Below are 16,003 nucleotides of genomic sequence, written 5' to 3'. Positions count from 1 at the left end.
CAGATCTCCTTGGTTTTCGTGTATTTCATATGTCATCGTGATGTCCGCACCGACGGGAGGGGGCGGTGCGGGGATCGGCTTATCAGTAGCTGCCGCGAGCCATGCAGACGGCAGGAATGGTCTTCAGGATGATCGAGACATCCTTAAACAGCGACCAGTTCTGCACATACTGCGTGTCGAATGCGATGCGGGTCTCATAGGAGACGTCGTTGCGTCCGCTGATCTGCCACAGGCCGGTCAGGCCAGGGCGGGTCTGCAGATAGTAGACGGCAGAGCTGTCATAGACCTTCAGCTCGTCGTCCACGACCGGACGAGGACCGACGACACTCATCTCACCGCGAACGATGTTGAGGAGCTGCGGCAGTTCGTCGAGGCTGAGCTTGCGCAAGACACGGCCAACGGCTGTGACGCGCGGGTCATCCTTCAGCTTGCGGGTCTTGCGCCATTCTTCCGCAGCCTCGGGGTTTTCCCGAAGATGCTTGCGAAGAAGTTCATCGCCGTTGACCGCCATGGTGCGGAACTTCAGGCATTTGAACACACGGCCTTTGTGGCCGATGCGGCTGTGTCCGTAAAAGGCAGGGCCTTTGTCGGTCAGCTTTACCAAAGCCATGATCATCAAAAACAGCGGGCTGAAAACGATCAGGGCCATGCCTGCTGCGGTTACGTCAAACGTTCTTTTGACCAGGCCGCCGATCGGGAGTGTCATGGCGGCATGGTCCAGGTCTGATAGCGGCGTATCTGCCGAACGTGTCGCTGACTTCATAGAGGGGGCTCCATTTAGGTTTTGCGATAGTCGGTGCCTTAAGGCGCTTCATTGAGCTGGTATGTGATAATAAGTCTGTGTTCGTAATTTGATGCCAGACAAAAATTTCTGCCATGTGACGGAAATGGCCGGGTGACGGTCGAAAATCGGGGAAAGGTCACAGCCGCAGGTAGAGAGCGTAAATATAAAGGCTTACACAAATACTACCGTGCGTCTGTAAAATTGAATCGATCTCGACTATTAATCGTAATTGAAACTTGAGCCGAATGTATTAAGAGTGTTTTTCAGCGGTCTGATCATTCGCCGCTTCTTAAGGTTCGGGCCCAAAGTAGCTTGCCCTTAGGACCAAAGGCCTAGGCCTGCTGCACTGCAATACAATGGTGCGGCGCAATAGGGCGCATGATAGCGCCTGGTGACCTTTGTAACAATATGTGAACGGATAGCGCGGGCTTTCGGCAGGCGGCGGCGTCCATTTGTTCCAAAGGGCGGCAAATCTGGCGTAATTGTGTCAAAAGTGTGGTGTTGATATGTGGTAACGGGGTGTTGAACCGTTTGAAAGGCGCTTATTCGGCCTGATGTGGAATCTTACCAAAGATTCACTGGCCAAAATTTGTGAGCCGGCGAAAATCTTGAAAATTCTCTCGCTGCACCGTAATGTAAAAGGCATGTGAGAGGACCGATGAAATTTAAAAATTCATAAGAAAAGTCCCTCGGGAGGAATGATGATGTACGCACCGCGTGTCCTGGTGAGCATGTTGGCAACGCTCGGCGTGTTTGCAGTTGCCGCGTATGTCATGTCCGGTTCCTTTTGGACGGCGCTCGGCCAGACCGTTCTGTGCGCAGTAATACTTCAGTTTGGTTATTTTATCGGGATCGTTTACCTCGTGCGTCGCGAGAAGGCCCAGATGGAAAGCGAACGGTCCAAGGACGGCGTTTCCGGAAAATCGAGAACGGATGCGAGTGGTCGCGACAGCCTGACCGCAGAAGCGCCGGCCAGAGTGCATATCCAGGATCATTGAGTTTCCGTAGGTTGCAGCTGGCACTTTTCCGCCGCTAAAATTAGCTCTTTCACATCGCTGCCATTTTCCTAAGTTCATAAGTCTTAGCCTTGGAGCGCCTTCGCCTGTCCCTGAGACGTTAGGCCGCTCCAGCTCTGTGTTTCAACGGACGATGGAGAAGCTTGTGGCGCAAGCTGTTGACGAAACGATCTGTGTAATCATCGCAGCCAAGAATGCCGCCGATACGATCGGTCTGGCGGTGGCGTCCGCGCTTCGCGAGGCTGTCGTCTCGGAGGTCGTTGTCGTTGACGATGGTTCCAGCGACGGAACCGATCAGGCGGCACTTGCGGCAGATGACGGAAGCGGCCGCCTGAAGATCATTTCCTTTGAAAAGAACCAGGGGCCTTCCGCTGCCAGAAACGCGGCGATTGCGCAGTCGAGCGCGCCGCTGATCGCAATCCTCGATGCGGATGATTTCTTCTTTCCGGGCCGGTTCGCGCCGATGCTTGCCGAAAGCGGATGGGATTTCATCGCCGACAATATCGCCTTCGTCGCCGATCCGGCGGCTCTTGCGGTACCGGCGCGGTTTCAGTCGCGGGCGCGTGAACTGTCGCTCGTACAGTTTGTCGAAGGCAATATTTCCCAGCGCGGCAAGCCGCGGGGCGAGACTGGCTTCCTGAAGCCGGTCATGCGCCGCTCCTTCATCATCGCAAACGGCCTCACCTATGAAGAAGGTTTGCGGCTTGGCGAGGATTACGATTTCTATGTGCGGGCGCTGGCGCTTGGGGCTCGGTACAAGGTGATCGAGCATTGCGGCTATGGCGCGGTGGTGCGTGGCGATTCACTCAGCAGCAGCCATCGCACGGAGGATCTGAGACGGCTTTACGAGGCCGACAACGCCGTTCTCTCCACCATGCACCTGTCTTCGGATGCGCGTTCGGTGATCACCCATCACCGCGATCACATCAAGGCGCGGTATGAATTGCGCGAGTTTCTCGATGTGAAGCGGCAATCGGGCAAGGGGGGGGCGATCCGGCATATGCTGTCGCGCCCGGATGCGCTTGTGGCTGTCGTGACCGGCATCTTCTTCGATAAATACGATGCGCTTCGGCGCAACAAGACGTCTGCGGCCTCATTGCCGACGACCCCGCGCTATCTGTTGGCCGGCGTGCCGATGACAGGGCAGGGGTGAGACCACAAGGATAGCCAATAGGGACAAGAAGGCGGATGACTTCTCATCCGCCTTATCGCTTTCGTCTCCCAACAGAGATCGTGGTCGCCGGCCGGGTTATCCGCGCCCGCGATCGAGCTTGCCTGCACCGAGCTTCACGGCTGCGCCGAGAATGGCCGGGTCGCGCATCACCCAGCGGGCCAGCATGCCGAAATCCGGCGACTGGCGGCGTTTCAGCCGTCCCGCCTGGCTCCAGAGCGCCTGCCGTCTCGCCATGTTCTTGTAGGAGGTGATCGAGGCGACATCCTCCGGTCTGTCCTCGAAGCGGGTTTCGAGCGTATCGAGCGCCACGAGCGTGTTGAACTGCTGCTGCAGGAATTCCGGCGACTGGTTGTCGATGCCGTGGAAGATATTGACGCCCATGCCGCGGGCAGCGCCAGGCGTGTCGCACAGGACGGTCCGCTCGGCATTGAGGATGCAGTCGGCAAAGAACAGCACGTCCTCGGCGGCAAGCCGCAGCGCGGGATCGAACCTTATCGTCTGGAACAGAGGTCGGGCGATCACCATGCAGCTTAAGTGCAGGAAGGCCCAGTCCTTCAGCATGACGCTGGCCAGATTGGGGATTTCCAGCACGAGCGGATCTTCGACCAGCGTCTTGCAGTCCTCGGTCTCGGCAAGCTTGGCCATGCCGAAATGGTAATAGAATTCCTCGCTTTCCTGCATCGAGGCGAAATAGCATTCGGCCTCGAAACGGGTCATGAACTCATGGGCGTTCTTCAGGTGGTCGGTGCGCCATATGTCGTCGGAATCGAGCAGGGCGACGAAGCGGGTTTCTTCTGGAACGTTATCCAGGCCGGTATTGCGGGCAGCACCCGGCCCGCCGTTTTCCTGGCGGATGACGCGGATTTTCGCCTTCCATTCAGCGGGGGCGTCGCGCAACTCGGTGTCTGCGGGGAGGGGGGACTGGTCGTCGACGATGACGATGTCGAAGTCCTGGAAACTTTGCGCGAATATCGATTTCAGCGCGCGGGACAAAATTCCTTTTTTCCGTTGGTAGAACGGAATGACAACGGTAAAACTAGCCATGTTTTGAATTCCTTAGCAGTTCTGGAACGTGAGCTGGTGTGGCTGTCCATCTTTCTTGGAGAGAGGAGAGGGCGCGTATCGCAGGTCCGCGGCCGGGCTTTTGCCCGTTACGGCACACAGGGATGGCGGTGAAGGCATCTGCGCCCTTTGGGACGCAGGTCTATCTGTCGAAGCTGATAGCCGGGGCGGCTACAGCGGGTGGCTTGCGAGTGGTTGAGCAGGCCTGAACAGACACAGTTTTACGATCAGCGGACCTTTCCAAATTGTGAGGACGCGGACCCAATTCTTGCAGTCCGACGCCCTTTTCGGTCTGACGATTCGCGCTTCCGTCGATGCGATCGATGTCGCAAACGCTCGTTGGTGTCGCGATTGCGCAAGCGCAGAGATGCGACCCTAATCTTGGGCGGTGCACCAATTTTAAAAGGGTGAATACGGCAAAAGGGTGAGTTTCGCGCCGTTTTCCCGTGAGGCTAAGGATGCTTCAACTGTGCAAAAGCGTAGGTTTTTGCCTGAAAACAGTCGATTAAGGCGACCGACTATCATTTTTCCGACAAGAAAGCCGGGTATGCAAAATATCTGACGCTGGCGATGTTCCAGTACAAAAGCTGCCCTATCTGTGAGCAGCAATCATGAAAATACCCCAATTGCACTCCTGATAGTTTTCGTGGTTTGTTGCAGTGCAAAATGTTTCTTGGCGACGAAGTGGCTGCTGGCCGCTTCTTTCGCTTAACGGTTGAAGGGAACAGGATGACGTTCGAGGTTGTCGATATTAGCCTCATCATTTCTTCGCGTAATCGCGCCTTAGGGCTCGATAGCTGCCTGCAGGCCATCTCGCATGCCGCGCTGCAAGCCCGAGATCTCAAGCTCGAGTTCATCTTCGTCGACAATGGTTCGACCGATGCCACCTCTGAGGTCGTCGCCAAGTGGAGCGAGACGGCTCCGATCAAAACGACGCTGATTTTCGAAAGTCGTCCCGGCCTGTCGCATGCCCGCAATACCGGGATAGAGAACGCCCAGGGCCGCATCCTGGCCTTTACCGACGACGACTGCGAGGTTTCGCCGGACTATTTCACCACCATTGCCGCTCTGTTTGCCGATGACACCGCCCCGGTCATGCGCGGCGGCCGCATCGATCTCGGTGACGAACGCGATCTGCCGATCACGATCAAGACGGATACGGAACACGCAGTTCTCAACATCTACAATCATCCGGGTGGCTTCATTCACGGATGCAACATGGCCTTCCCGAAGGTGCTAGCCGACAAGGTCGGTTTGTTCGACGTGCGCTTCGGCGCCGGCGCAACGTTCCGTTCGGGCGAGGATACGGATTACATCCACCGGGCGTTCCGTGCGGGTTTCAGCGTGGAATATGTTCCGACCCTGGTGGTCAAGCATTTCCACGGCCGGCGCAGCATGGACCAGGTGCAGCGGCTGTTCGACGGATATTCCTATGGCAATGGCGCGCTCTACGCCAAATACATGTTCGTGCGCGATTCCAACATGCGCGGCATGTTCCGCTGGGATGTGCGCCAGGCGCTTAAGGAATATTTCGGCGGCAGGAACCTCGATGCAGCACTCGGGCTGACCTATCGGAACACGGTGAAGCAGAATTTTGCCGGGCTCTGGGCCTATTGGCGCAGCGGCCGGGCGGGCCAGACCTCGTAAAACATCCGGACATTTTCGGAAACGGTCCACGCCATGCGGGCCAAGACGCATATGGGGCGGTGTTTGCCGCCTTCTAATCGATTGGAATGTTCATGGATGCTCAAGCCGTCGACAGTGGCGACCTGAAAAAGAAAACCGCGACGTCGATCCTGTGGTCGATCGTGCGCGTCGGGTGGAGCACGGTCGCGACCTTCGTCATCTTCGTCATCTTGGCCCGAATCCTGGGGCCTGCGGATTTCGGCACGTTCGCGCTTGCCAGCCTGTTTGTCGAAATCGGCCGGGTGCTTGCCTATGCCGGGCTTGGCGATGCCGTGACACGCCAACTGGAACTGGATGAGGAACTGGCCGATACCGCCTTCTGGGCCTCGGTCGCCTTCAGCATCTCGGTCGGCCTGATAATCTTTTTTGCGGCACCCGCTTATGGCGAATTCGTTCGTGATCCGAATGTTGCGGAAATTCTCAAATGGTTGGCGCTTTTCCTGCCTCTGTCGTCGCTTGCGGTCATCCATAATGCCCGACTGGCGCGTGATTTCGGCCATAAGAGCCTTGCCGCCCAGAGCATTGCTGCCAGCCTGCTTTCCGGCGTCACGGCGGTCGCGGCGGCGTTTCTCGGCTGGGGTGTCTGGTCGCTGGTGGCGCAGACGGCGGTCAACGGTATCGTGCTCGTGGTTCTCGGCTGGCTTTCCTATCGCTGGATCCCGAAGCTGCGCTTCAACTTCACCATCTTCCGCTCGATCTTCCTGTTCAGCGTCAGCCTGGTGGTCAGCCAGATCCTCTGGATGATGCTGGCCCGCGTGCAGGACATTTTCATCTCGCGCTGGTTCGGGCCGACCGAGGTTGGTCGCTACCGGATCGCCTGGCGGCTGATCGAGCTGATCTCGCAGGCCGTGCTGTCGCCGATCGGCAGCGTGGCGCTGGTGACGCTGTCGAAGCTGCAGAACGATCCCACTGCCTTCCGCAACGCCTATAACCGGATCGTCGGTCTCGCGGCGCTCGGCACCTTCCCGCTGCTGCTCGGTTTCGGTGCGCTTTCGGATCAGCTCATTCTCTTCCTTTTCGGCGACAAATGGGGCAATGCCGGTGACGTCGCGACCGTGCTCGTGATGATGGCCATGCCTTTCGTGATGAACGTCTTTGCCTCCTCGGCGCTTGCCGCCGTCAACAAGGCGCAGAGCATCTTGTCAGTGGCGGCGCTGCAGCTTGCCATGACCATCCTGCTCACCTGGCTGCTGGTTCCTTACGGCATTATCGCGGTTGCCGCCGGTTACGCACTGCGGGCGTGGCTGACCATGCCCTACCAGCAATATGTGCTGAAGCGCTTTGCCCATATCGATTCCATCGGAACGCTGAAGGCGATCGCGATGCCGTTTATCGGTTCGCTGGTCATGGCCGTCTGCGTCTGGTTCGCCAAGCCGTTCATTCTTGCAGCGGTAACGCCCGCATGGCTCGGCACCGGGCTGTGCATCGCGCTGGGCGGCGCCATCTATGCCGCATTCATGCTGATTTTCGCCTTTAAGATGATCCGGCCCTATCTCGCCATGATCATGTCGATGCTGCCGGCACGCTTCCGCTTGCTGGCGCAAAAGTAGACCCAATTGGAAATGAGACCGTACGTCCAAGGAGATCCCATGCAGGAAACAAGTGCTGCCACCATCCAGAGGCTTCAGGGTGTGATCCACGATAACCTCGCCGATCTGGTCGATCTGTCCGGGCGTTACGCGCTTCTGGACTTCCCGAACCATTACAATATCGGTGACAGCGCCATCTGGCTCGGGGAATTGGCCTATTTCGACCGGGTGAAGTCGAAGCCGAGCTTCGTCAGCGAAATCCCGACCCATAGCGACGAGCGGATGCTGGCTGCGATCGGTGACGGCCAGATCCTGCTGCATGGCGGCGGCAATTTCGGCGATATCTGGCCGGGTTTCCGCGAATTTCGCGAGCACATCCTTGGAAAATACCAGGGCCGTCCGGTCATCCAGATGCCGCAGACGATCCATTTCAAGAATCAGGAAAACGTCGACAGCACGGCACGTGCGATCGAGAAGCACGGCAATTACAAGCTTCTGGTGCGCGACAAGAAGAGCTTTGAGTTCGCCAAGAAATGGTTCCAGTGCGAAGTCCGGCTTTGCCCGGACATGGCCTTCTGGATCGGCCCGGTCAAGCGCCTTGCGCCGACCCATGACCTGCTGCTCAACCTAAGAGCCGACCAGGAAGTCGGGGCGGCGCATGATACGTCGCGCGCCATCGCACGTCCGAAGGTGATCGTTGCCGACTGGCCGGAACACGAGGAAGCCGATTTCCAGAAGCGCACCAAGCGCGCGGCGATCATCAAGGGCCTGTTGCGCGGTGATGTCGGCGGGCGGGCGAAGATGACGGAACTGGCCTATCGCGAACGGGCACAGCAGCGTTTCGATCGTGGCGTGCGGCTGTTGAGTTCGGCGCGCCAGGTGATCACCGACCGCATGCACGGGCATATCATGAGCCTGCTTCTCGATGCCGACCATTGCGTGCTCGACAACAGTTACGGCAAGACCAGCACCTTCATCGATGCCTGGCAGACCGCCAATGGCGACCGGGCAGCGCTGGTGGCGAATATCGACGAGGCGCTGGGCGTTCTGGACAAGCGTACGGCCCTGAGCCGCGCGACGACCGTCTGACGACGCGATTTCCCTGCAAGGGTAAACGAAGCTCTAAATGCCTTTATCGAAACGGCCGGGCAGCAGATGCGCCCGGCCGTTTTTCATTGCGCAATTGTTCCCGTCGGAGAGATCGCAAGGGCCTGAAATACCGTACTGACAGGGGTTCTGGCCGAATCAGGCAGATCGGTGATCGCGCCGCATCTTCGCCACATTTCGGCCTCAATTCGCCATGGTTCGCGCGGTGTCTTCACGCCGGACGCACGATCCTGAGAGAAAATGTGATTGTTTTTTTCCTTTCAGGCCATGCTGCGGTGCAGCAATTTTATATTAGCTAAGGTTGTAAACCCCATATTTGCCAGTGGCTTCAGCCTGACAAAAGGCAAGCAGCTCACGCCCAAAACGCTACCACTGCTAGATTTCGCACCTGCCAAATTTGCTGCGCTGCCACATTTTACCCGAAACTTACCGTGATGCTTCTCACTCACGCGGGCTGAAGTCTGCTCTGATTGAAATGGCGGTGACGGGAGGCGCTGCCCAAAAGGGGTGACTGGTTTGACTGTTGATCAGAACATATCCTCGCGTATCAATTTGATGCGTATCCTGCTGATCTGCGGCATTGTCTTCGTACACGTGCCGCATGACCCGGCATCCGATGTGGTGATTGCCCAGACCGGTTGGTTCAACTGGCTGAGTGTTTTTCTTGGCGACAGCCTGTTTCGCATCGGCGTGCCGTGCCTCAGCATGATCTCGGGTTATCTTCTGCTGCGCAAAGGCGCGGCATCCTTCGACTATGGCAAGGTGGTCCGTTCCAAGACGATGACCGTGCTTCTGCCGTTCTTGATCTGGAATCTCGGCCTGTTCGTCGCAATCCTCGGCCTGCAGCGCGTCGGCATAGGCGTCGGTTATTTCCCGGATATCACGGCATCGGTGCGCGAAATGCTGACCTACGCGTTTGCGCTGGAAGGCATGCCGGCCAATGTGCCGCTGTATTTCCTGCGCGATCTGTTCGTCTGCATTCTTCTGTCGCCGATCCTGCTCTTCCTGCTGCGTCGCGCCGCGATCCCGGTGCTTGCCGTGCTTTTCGTTCTCGCCGTCATTCCGGACCTGAGCTTTGCCATCGTGGTCAAGCGCTCGATCCTGTTCAGCTTCGCGCTCGGCATGTATCTGGGCTTGCGTGCCGCGGATCTGAAGGCGCTGGATCGTTTCGCATGGCCGGGTTCGATCGCCACGCTTGCCGCGGCCTTCGCGCTGTCGCTGGCGATCTATCTCAGCCAGCCCGCTTACCCCTGGGGCGTCGATCTGGCGCGCAACGTGCTGTCCATCGTCGGCGCCTTCGGTGTCTGGATGATCTCGGCACTCGTGATCGAAACGCGGCTCGGCAAGCGCTTGGCGTCGACGGGCAGCCTGAGCTTCTGGGTCTTCTGCGCCCATTACCCGGTGCTTGTGGCGCTGTGGATGGTGTGGAACCGCGTCGGCTCGCCCGAAGTCTATCCGCTCTTCTATTTCGGCTCGGTTGTTCTCTCGCTTGTCATCTTGGTGATCAGCAACGCCGTCATGATGCGGATTGCGTCGCCCGTCTACCAGATCCTGACCGGCAGCCGCGGGCGCAGGGAAAAACTCGCGAAAGCGACTTCGAACCGTCCTGTCGGGTCCTCGCACCCGATTGAACCGAAACTGTCACAACAGCGCAGGTGAAACCATGACGACCATCGCCATCAAACTCGCGGCCGCCATCTCCACTCTGGGCCTCTCTTTCCTCTCCGTCGCCATGCCGGCTGCGGCGCAAGGGACGTTGAACAACAAGTCCTTCGTCGAGAATTTCGACAGTTTCGACCGGTCCTTCTGGTATGTCGCAGACGGCTGGGCCAACGGCTCGCACCAGAACTGCACCTGGTCGCGCAAGCAGATCGATACGGCGGGCGGCACGCTGACGCTGAACTTTTCCGAAGGCCAGTCGAAGGACCGCAAATTTCTCTGCGGCGAGGTGCAGACCAAGTCGCGCTACCTTTACGGTACCTATGAAGTGCGGATGAAGGCGGCGACCGGTTCGGGCCTCAACTCGGCCTTCTTCACCTATATCGGCCCGACCGACAAAAAGCCCTGGGACGAGATCGACTTCGAGGTGCTCGGCAAGAACACCAACCAGGTTCAGGTCAACCAGTATATCAACGGCAAGGGCGGCAACGAGAAGCTCATTCCCGTCGCCGGTGGCGCCGATCAGGGTTTCAACGATTACGCCTTCGTCTGGGAGAAGGACCGCCTTCGCTACTTCGTCAACGGCAAGCTCGTTCATGAGGTGACCGACCCTTCGAAGATCCCGACCAATGACCAGAAGATCATGCTCAGCCTGTGGGGTACCGACACGCTGAAGGACTGGATGGGCCGCTTCTCCTATCAGGGGCAGGCATCCATGGTGATCGACCGGGTTTCCTTCACCGCTCAGGGAGACGCGTGCCAGTTCCCTGAATCCGTCGCCTGCAATCTCGATTGAGCCTGACCGCAGCCATTTCTTCGCTTGTCATATTGCGTTGAGTTTTTCAGCACAGGAGCATGCCCGTTTGAGCATAAACGTTCTCTATCTCGCCCATGATCTGGCCGATGCGGCCATCAGGCGGCGTGTGCTTACCCTGAAGGCCGGGGGCGCGGACGTGACGGTTGCGGGCTTTACCAGAGGACGCAATCTGCTCGAGGGCGAGCCGGGCGTGCGCACCATCGTGCTGGGCGAGACATCCGACGGAAAGTTTGCGCAGCGGATCGGGGCGATCTTCAAGGCGAGTGCCGGGCTGAAGAGCCGGCTTGCCGGTATCGACCGTCCCGACGTGATTATCGCCCGCAATCTTGAGACTTTGGCGCTGGCAGGGCAGGCGGCGCGTCTGTTCGACCGCAGCCTGCCGATCGTCTACGAATGCCTCGATATCCATCGCCTTCTGCTCGACGAAGGCTGGAAGGGGCGTCTGGTGCGGGCATTCCAGCGCCATTTCGGCCGCCGTGCGAAGCTCTTGATCACCAGCTCGCCTGCCTTTGTCGAAAACTTCTTCCAACCGCGCTCCGGGCTTTCGCTGCCGGTTCTGCTGCTCGAAAACAAGGTTCTTGCGCTCGATCTGGATAGCCTGCCGCTTCAGCCGACACCGCGTGCGCCGAAGGCCGGCGAGCCGTGGCGGATCGGCTGGTTCGGTGCGATCCGCTGCGCCAAGTCGCTGTCGATCCTGACCGATTTTGCCCGCCGCATGGATGGCAAGGTCGAGATCGTGCTGCGCGGCCGCCCGGCCTATAGCGAATTTGCCGATTTCGACCGGATCGTTTCGGAAGCCCCACATGTCACCTTCCACGGTTCCTACCGGAACCCGGAGGATCTCGCCCGCATCTATGACGAGGTGCAGTTCAACTGGGCGATCGACTTCTTCGAAGAAGGGCTGAACTCAGAATGGCTGCTGCCGAACCGTCTCTATGAAGGCGGGCTTTACGGCGCGGTGCCGATTGCGCTGAAAACCACCGAGACCGGTCGTTTTCTCAGCCGCCGCGATATCGGCATGACGATCGATGCCGCGACGCCGCAAGTGCTGGAAGCCCTGTTTTCGCAGATGACAGCCGAAATTTACGCCGAGCAATTTGCCCGGATCGCCGCGATCGAGCGCGGCCAATGGATTACCGGCCCGGCCGACTGCCGGGCGCTGGTGGCAAAGCTCGCATCGCTAAAACCCGATTTTCGCTCGCCTGCTGAAATACAGGCTGCGTCAACCATGCAGTCGTGAGGTGGAATATGGTCATGAGTAGCGTTTCCGGTTCCGACATGTCGAACCAACCTTCTGAAATAACAGCCAATCCGCGTGTTCTGATGGTCATCCCATGCCTCAACGAGGCAAAGACGATCGAGGCGCTGTTGCGCAAGTTCTCGCTGCAGAGGGGCGAGACGGACATGCTGATCGTCGTTGCCGATGGCGGCAGCCGCGATGGCACGCCGGATATCGTGCGCCGCATGATCGGTGAAATCCGCGACCTCGTACTGCTCGACAATCCCAAGCGCATCCAGAGTGCGGCAATGAACCTCGCGGTCAAGACCTACGGTGACGGTCGCGACTATCTGATCCGTATCGATGCCCATGGTGACTATCCGGACAATTATTGCCAGGCGCTGATCGAGGAAGCTGTTACTCACCAGGCGGATTCGGTCGTGGTCGGCATGGAAACGGTCGGCTTCGGCGCTTTTCAACAGGCCGCGGCGATCGCGCAGAATTCCAAGCTCGGCAATGGCGGTTCCAAGCACCGCGCCGGTGGCGGCGGTGAGTGGGTCGATCATGGCCACCATGCGCTGATGCGGATCGCAGCCTATCGTCAGGTCGGCGGTTACGACGAGACATTCAGCCATAACGAGGATGCCGAACTGGACTTCCGGCTTCGTAACGCGGGCTTCCGCATCTGGATGACGGGCGAAACCTTCATGACCTATTATCCGCGCTCCAGTGCATCGGCGCTGTTTCGCCAGTATCTCGGTTATGGCCGGGGCCGGGCGAAGAACCTCCTGAAACATCGCTCCATCCCTAAGATCCGCCAGGCTATTCCGCTTGCGGTCGCGCCCGTGGTTGCCGGTGCGGTTCTCGCCTTGCTCTACTGGTGGGCGGCGGTTCCGGTTGCCGTCTGGATGATCGCCTGCGTCGCCTACGGTGCCTATATGGCGGTCGGTCAGCGCAACATGATCGCACTCTTCGCCACCATCCCCGCGATGATCATGCACCTCGCCTGGTCCGCCGGGTTCTGGATGGAACTGCTTCGCATTCGACGAAAGAGGGTTGCATGACGGCTGATCTCACCGTGGCAAAAATCGACATAGGCATCTGCACCTATCGGCGTCCGGCGCTGAGGGAAACGCTGGAATCGTTGTTCAAGCTGAACGTTCCCGAAGGCGTCTCGCTGCGCCTGATCGTGGCCGACAATGATGCGGTTCCGAGTGCAAGCGACCTTGTGGAGAGCCTGCGCGCGCACTCCCCGTTCCCGATCCTCTATGTCCATTGCCCGAAGTCGAACATCTCGATTGCCCGCAATGCCTGCCTCACTTCGGCCGACGCGGATTTTCTCGCCTTCATCGACGATGACGAGACGGCGACGCCGGAATGGCTGGCAGCCCTTTATGAAAAGGCTCGCCGGACGGGTGCGGAAGCCGTGCTCGGCCCGGTGCGTGCGCTTTATGGCGACGACAGTGCCGCCTGGATGCGCAGTGGCGATTTCCATTCGACCATGCCGGTCTGGGTCGATGGCCGGATCATTACCGGCTACACCTGCAATACGCTGCTCGACATGCGCTCACCGCTCATTGCAGGCCGCCGTTTCGCGCTGGCGCTTGGCCAGAGCGGGGGCGAGGATACGCATTTCTTTTCGCAGCTGACGGAAAGCGGCGGGCGGATCGAATTTGCCGAGGATGCGCTGGTGCTGGAGCCGGTGCCGGCGAGCCGGGCCAGCTTCATGTGGCTTGCCAAGCGTCGGTTCCGTTCGGGCCAGACGCATGGCCGGATCGTTGCTGCGAAAAATGGCGGCGTGAAGCGTTTCCCCAAGGCTCTCATCGCTGCCACAAAGGCGAGCTATTGTGGCGCCATCGCCGCAGCCTTCACGCTGATGCCGGTGAAGCGCAATCGTTATGCGTTGCGTGGCGCGCTGCATGTCGGCGCGGTGATGGGCATGCTCGGCGTTCGTGAAATCCGCCAATACGGCACCCCGGAGGCTGCGTGAACATGGATAGCGGGATACCCGATATCAGCTTCATCATTGCCGCCTATAACGCGGAAGAGACGCTTGCGCGTGCGATCGACAGCGCTTTGGCGCAGGTCGGTGTGACTGTCGAGGTGATCGTCGTCGACGACTGTTCGACCGACGGGACGGTAGCGCTTGCCGAGACCTATACCGATCCGCGCGTGCGGCTGATCTGCCAGCCGCAGAATGGCGGGCCGGGCAGGGCACGCAATACCGGTATCGCTGCCGCGACCGGCCGGTTCGTCGCGACGCTTGATTCCGACGATGCCGTTTATCCGGAACGTTCGCTGTCCATGCTGCAGCGGGCGGCGGCGCTCGACGCGCAGATGGTGGTCGATAATGTCGATGTCGTTCCGATCGAAGGTGGTCCTGCGAAGACGATGTTCGACAAGCGGCATTTGAGAGAAAAGCCGGAGATCACGCTTGCGGAATTCATCGATTCCAACCTGATCTTCAAGACGACCTTCAACTACGGTTACATGAAACCGATCTTCGATCGCGCCTTTCTCCTGGCGCATGATCTCGGTTTCGACGAAGGCTTGAGGATTGGCGAGGATTACATCCTGTTCGCCTCGGTTCTGGCCAGCGGCGGGCGTTGCGCCACGGATCCCAATCCGGGTTATGTCTATTATCTCATGCAGGGGTCGATCTCCCGCGTGCTCAAACATCAGCACCTCGATGACATGCTGGAAGGCGACCGCCGGTTCATGGCGCGTTACTCTCTCGGCCCGGTCGAAATGGCGGCGCAGCGTCGCCGCACGCACAGCATCATCGAAGCCCGCTCGTTTCTCACTCTCGTCGACGAGGTCAAGGCCAAGTCGCTCGGTGGGTTCCTCAAAACCGCGTTGAAAGCACCGGGAGCGCTGAAGCACTTCCGCATGCCTATCGCTGTTCGCATGCGCCGGTTCGTCAAGGCGGCCGGTGTCAACTGAAATCCGATCAATCGGGCATGTAGGCCCCCTGGAAAGGACTAGGAATGAACTTGAAGAGACCAGTTCGGAAGGCAGTAATCCCTGTCGCAGGCAATGGAACCCGCTTCCTGCCCGCGACAAAGGCCATGCCGAAGGAAATGCTGACGATCGTCGATCGTCCGGTCGTGCAATATGCCGTTGATGAAGCCATGCAGGCGGGTATCGAAAACATCATTTTCGTCACCAGCCGCAACAAGACTGCCATTGAAGACTATTTCGACAGCAATCCCGAACTGATCGCCAGCCTCACCCGTTCCGGCAAGACCGTGCAGGTGACGCAGCTGGAAAAGATGCTGCCGCTCGCCGGTACTGTCAGCTACACGCGCCAGCAGGTGCCGCTCGGTCTCGGCCACGCGGTCTGGTGCGCCCGTGAACTGGTGGGTGACGAGCCTTTCGCGCTGCTTCTGCCCGACATGGTTTCCTATGGCGCCCGCGGCTGCATGTCCGGCCTGATGGACCTCTATGAGGAAGTGGGCGGCAACGTGTTTGCGGTCGAGGAATGCGCGCCGGAAGAGACGTCGAGCTATGGCGTGGTTGCCATCGGCCAGGACGTTCGCCACGGCTTCCAGGTCACCGGCATGGTGGAAAAGCCGAAGCCGGCCGATGCGCCGTCGAACTATTACCTCAATGGTCGTTATATTCTGCAGCCGCAGATCTTCGAGCTTCTCGAAAGCCAGGAGCGCGGCGCCGGCAACGAGATCCAGCTGACCGACAGCATGCAGAAGCTGTTGAAGGTTCAGCCGTTCCATGCGCATCCTTACCAGGGACGTACATTCGACTGCGGATCCAAGCGCGGCTTCATCGAGGCAAACGTCGCCTTTGCGATGATGCGTGCGGACATGAGCGGCGACCTGGCCGTGACGATCCAGGAACTGCTCGATGCGCACGCGACCAAGGTACGCGCGGCTTGACGCATAATGATTACGGGAAAGGCGAGACATTCGCCTTTCCTGCACTATTTCCCCAGA

14 protein-coding genes are annotated in these 16,003 nt (G+C 59.0%); 12 read left to right on the top strand and 2 right to left on the bottom strand.

Annotated features, from left to right (window positions below; all coding sequences use genetic code 11):
- Nucleotides 1–82 precede the first annotated feature (82 nt).
- Nucleotides 83–763, bottom strand: a complete 681-nt coding sequence (locus tag JNB91_RS03720) for a sugar transferase (RefSeq protein ID WP_220324166.1) — start codon at nt 761–763, stop codon at nt 83–85.
- 722 nt (nt 764–1,485) lie between these two features.
- Between JNB91_RS03720 and JNB91_RS03715 the strand changes: the two genes are divergently transcribed.
- Both JNB91_RS03715 and JNB91_RS03710 read left to right on the top strand, forming a co-directional pair.
- The gene (locus tag JNB91_RS03715; RefSeq protein WP_223218037.1) at nt 1,486–1,782 is read left to right on the top strand and encodes an exopolysaccharide production repressor protein; all 297 of its coding nucleotides are present in this window, start codon (nt 1,486–1,488) and stop codon (nt 1,780–1,782) included.
- A gap of 163 nt (nt 1,783–1,945) precedes the next feature.
- The gene (locus tag JNB91_RS03710; protein ID WP_346269259.1) at nt 1,946–2,953 is read left to right on the top strand and encodes a glycosyltransferase family 2 protein; all 1,008 of its coding nucleotides are present in this window, start codon (nt 1,946–1,948) and stop codon (nt 2,951–2,953) included.
- 96 nt (nt 2,954–3,049) lie between these two features.
- Here the strand turns inward: JNB91_RS03710 and JNB91_RS03705 are convergent, their stop codons facing one another.
- The gene (locus tag JNB91_RS03705; RefSeq protein WP_220324164.1) at nt 3,050–4,018 is read right to left on the bottom strand and encodes a glycosyltransferase family 2 protein; all 969 of its coding nucleotides are present in this window, start codon (nt 4,016–4,018) and stop codon (nt 3,050–3,052) included.
- Between the two features lie 747 nt (nt 4,019–4,765).
- On the opposite strand from JNB91_RS03705, the gene JNB91_RS03700 reads away from it, so the two are divergent.
- The 10 genes from JNB91_RS03700 to JNB91_RS03655 all read left to right on the top strand — a co-directional run bounded on the left by JNB91_RS03700 (nt 4,766) and on the right by JNB91_RS03655 (nt 15,946).
- Nucleotides 4,766–5,683 (top strand): glycosyltransferase family 2 protein, encoded by a 918-nt coding sequence (locus tag JNB91_RS03700; RefSeq protein ID WP_220324163.1) that lies wholly within the window; start codon nt 4,766–4,768, stop codon nt 5,681–5,683.
- 92 nt (nt 5,684–5,775) lie between these two features.
- A complete protein-coding gene (locus JNB91_RS03695; protein WP_220324162.1) occupies nt 5,776–7,272 on the top strand; it encodes a lipopolysaccharide biosynthesis protein in 1,497 nt (498 codons plus the stop codon).
- Between the two features lie 39 nt (nt 7,273–7,311).
- The gene (locus JNB91_RS03690) at nt 7,312–8,340 is read left to right on the top strand and encodes a polysaccharide pyruvyl transferase family protein (protein WP_220324161.1); all 1,029 of its coding nucleotides are present in this window, start codon (nt 7,312–7,314) and stop codon (nt 8,338–8,340) included.
- A gap of 573 nt (nt 8,341–8,913) precedes the next feature.
- Nucleotides 8,914–10,017 carry an acyltransferase family protein gene (locus JNB91_RS03685; protein ID WP_220324160.1) on the top strand — a complete coding sequence of 368 codons (1,104 nt, stop codon included), beginning with the start codon at nt 8,914–8,916 and terminating at the stop codon, nt 10,015–10,017.
- A gap of 4 nt (nt 10,018–10,021) precedes the next feature.
- Nucleotides 10,022–10,813, top strand: coding sequence for an endo-1,3-1,4-beta-glycanase ExoK (gene exoK, locus JNB91_RS03680; RefSeq protein ID WP_220324159.1), 792 nt, complete (start codon nt 10,022–10,024; stop codon nt 10,811–10,813).
- A gap of 67 nt (nt 10,814–10,880) precedes the next feature.
- Complete coding sequence (locus JNB91_RS03675; RefSeq protein ID WP_220324158.1) at nt 10,881–12,074, top strand: glycosyltransferase; 1,194 nt, start codon at nt 10,881–10,883, stop codon at nt 12,072–12,074.
- A 14-nt stretch (nt 12,075–12,088) separates the two neighbouring features.
- On the top strand, nt 12,089–13,117 hold the full coding sequence (locus JNB91_RS03670; RefSeq protein WP_275957780.1) for a glycosyltransferase family 2 protein: 1,029 nt from the start codon (nt 12,089–12,091) through the stop codon (nt 13,115–13,117).
- Complete coding sequence (locus tag JNB91_RS03665; RefSeq protein ID WP_220324157.1) at nt 13,114–14,043, top strand: glycosyltransferase family 2 protein; 930 nt, start codon at nt 13,114–13,116, stop codon at nt 14,041–14,043. The genes JNB91_RS03670 and JNB91_RS03665 overlap by 4 nt, the downstream gene beginning before the upstream one ends.
- Nucleotides 14,044–14,045: 2 nt before the next feature.
- Nucleotides 14,046–14,996 carry a glycosyltransferase family 2 protein gene (locus JNB91_RS03660; RefSeq protein ID WP_220324156.1) on the top strand — a complete coding sequence of 317 codons (951 nt, stop codon included), beginning with the start codon at nt 14,046–14,048 and terminating at the stop codon, nt 14,994–14,996.
- A gap of 44 nt (nt 14,997–15,040) precedes the next feature.
- On the top strand, nt 15,041–15,946 hold the full coding sequence (locus JNB91_RS03655) for a UTP--glucose-1-phosphate uridylyltransferase (RefSeq protein WP_220324155.1): 906 nt from the start codon (nt 15,041–15,043) through the stop codon (nt 15,944–15,946).
- Nucleotides 15,947–16,003 lie beyond the last annotated feature (57 nt).

Source organism: Aliirhizobium wenxiniae (assembly GCF_019511445.1).
GTDB classification, from domain to species: Bacteria; Pseudomonadota; Alphaproteobacteria; order Rhizobiales; family Rhizobiaceae; genus Neorhizobium; species Neorhizobium wenxiniae_A.
The sequence above is the reverse complement of the archived record's forward strand: the minus strand, read 5'-3'. Positions and strand labels throughout refer to the sequence as shown.

Excerpts from the sequence above, each read along its gene's own strand:
- exoK (WP_220324159.1), top strand. The coding sequence starts at position 10,022 with ATGACGACCATCGCCATCAAACTCGCGGCCGCCATCTCCACTCTGGGC.
- JNB91_RS03700 (WP_220324163.1), top strand. The coding sequence starts at position 4,766 with ATGACGTTCGAGGTTGTCGATATTAGCCTCATCATTTCTTCGCGTAAT.
- JNB91_RS03715 (WP_223218037.1), top strand. The coding sequence starts at position 1,486 with ATGATGTACGCACCGCGTGTCCTGGTGAGCATGTTGGCAACGCTCGGC.
- JNB91_RS03690 (WP_220324161.1), top strand. The coding sequence starts at position 7,312 with ATGCAGGAAACAAGTGCTGCCACCATCCAGAGGCTTCAGGGTGTGATC.
- JNB91_RS03665 (WP_220324157.1), top strand. The coding sequence starts at position 13,114 with ATGACGGCTGATCTCACCGTGGCAAAAATCGACATAGGCATCTGCACC.
- JNB91_RS03655 (WP_220324155.1), top strand. The coding sequence starts at position 15,041 with ATGAACTTGAAGAGACCAGTTCGGAAGGCAGTAATCCCTGTCGCAGGC.
- JNB91_RS03685 (WP_220324160.1), top strand. The coding sequence starts at position 8,914 with ATGCGTATCCTGCTGATCTGCGGCATTGTCTTCGTACACGTGCCGCAT.
- JNB91_RS03705 (WP_220324164.1), bottom strand. The coding sequence starts at position 4,018 with ATGGCTAGTTTTACCGTTGTCATTCCGTTCTACCAACGGAAAAAAGGA.
- JNB91_RS03660 (WP_220324156.1), top strand. The coding sequence starts at position 14,046 with ATGGATAGCGGGATACCCGATATCAGCTTCATCATTGCCGCCTATAAC.
- JNB91_RS03720 (WP_220324166.1), bottom strand. The coding sequence starts at position 763 with ATGAAGTCAGCGACACGTTCGGCAGATACGCCGCTATCAGACCTGGAC.
- JNB91_RS03670 (WP_275957780.1), top strand. The coding sequence starts at position 12,089 with ATGAGTAGCGTTTCCGGTTCCGACATGTCGAACCAACCTTCTGAAATA.
- JNB91_RS03695 (WP_220324162.1), top strand. The coding sequence starts at position 5,776 with ATGGATGCTCAAGCCGTCGACAGTGGCGACCTGAAAAAGAAAACCGCG.